General features: G+C 38.6%; 1 protein-coding gene. It reads left to right on the top strand.

Translation table 11 applies throughout. From position 1 onward, the window contains the following. Window positions 1–254, top strand: a 254-nt coding sequence (locus tag SAY88_RS25330) for a glycoside hydrolase family 70 protein (protein ID WP_332635199.1), incomplete at both ends; no start/stop codon positions are given.

The following is a 254-nucleotide window of genomic DNA, read 5'->3' as shown; positions in this document are numbered from 1 at the left end:
GAAAGAACCTTATTAACCAGATAATTATCAATGATCATCCTGGTGTGAAGGATATTATGACCACTGGTTACAAGGCTGAATATGCTAACCAGGCTTGGCAAGAATTTTACGTGGACCAGGCAAGAGCCTATAAACAATATGCCCAATACAATGTGCCTGCTCAATACGCAATTCTTTTAAGCAATAAGGACACTGTCCCACAGGTATATTACGGTGACTTATACAACGAAACAAAACCATATATGGCTGAAAAA

Source organism: Halalkalibacter flavus (assembly GCF_036663575.1).
Lineage (GTDB): Bacteria > Bacillota > Bacilli > Bacillales > Bacillaceae_D > Halalkalibacter > Halalkalibacter flavus.
This window is presented reverse-complemented; position numbering and strand designations above follow the sequence as displayed.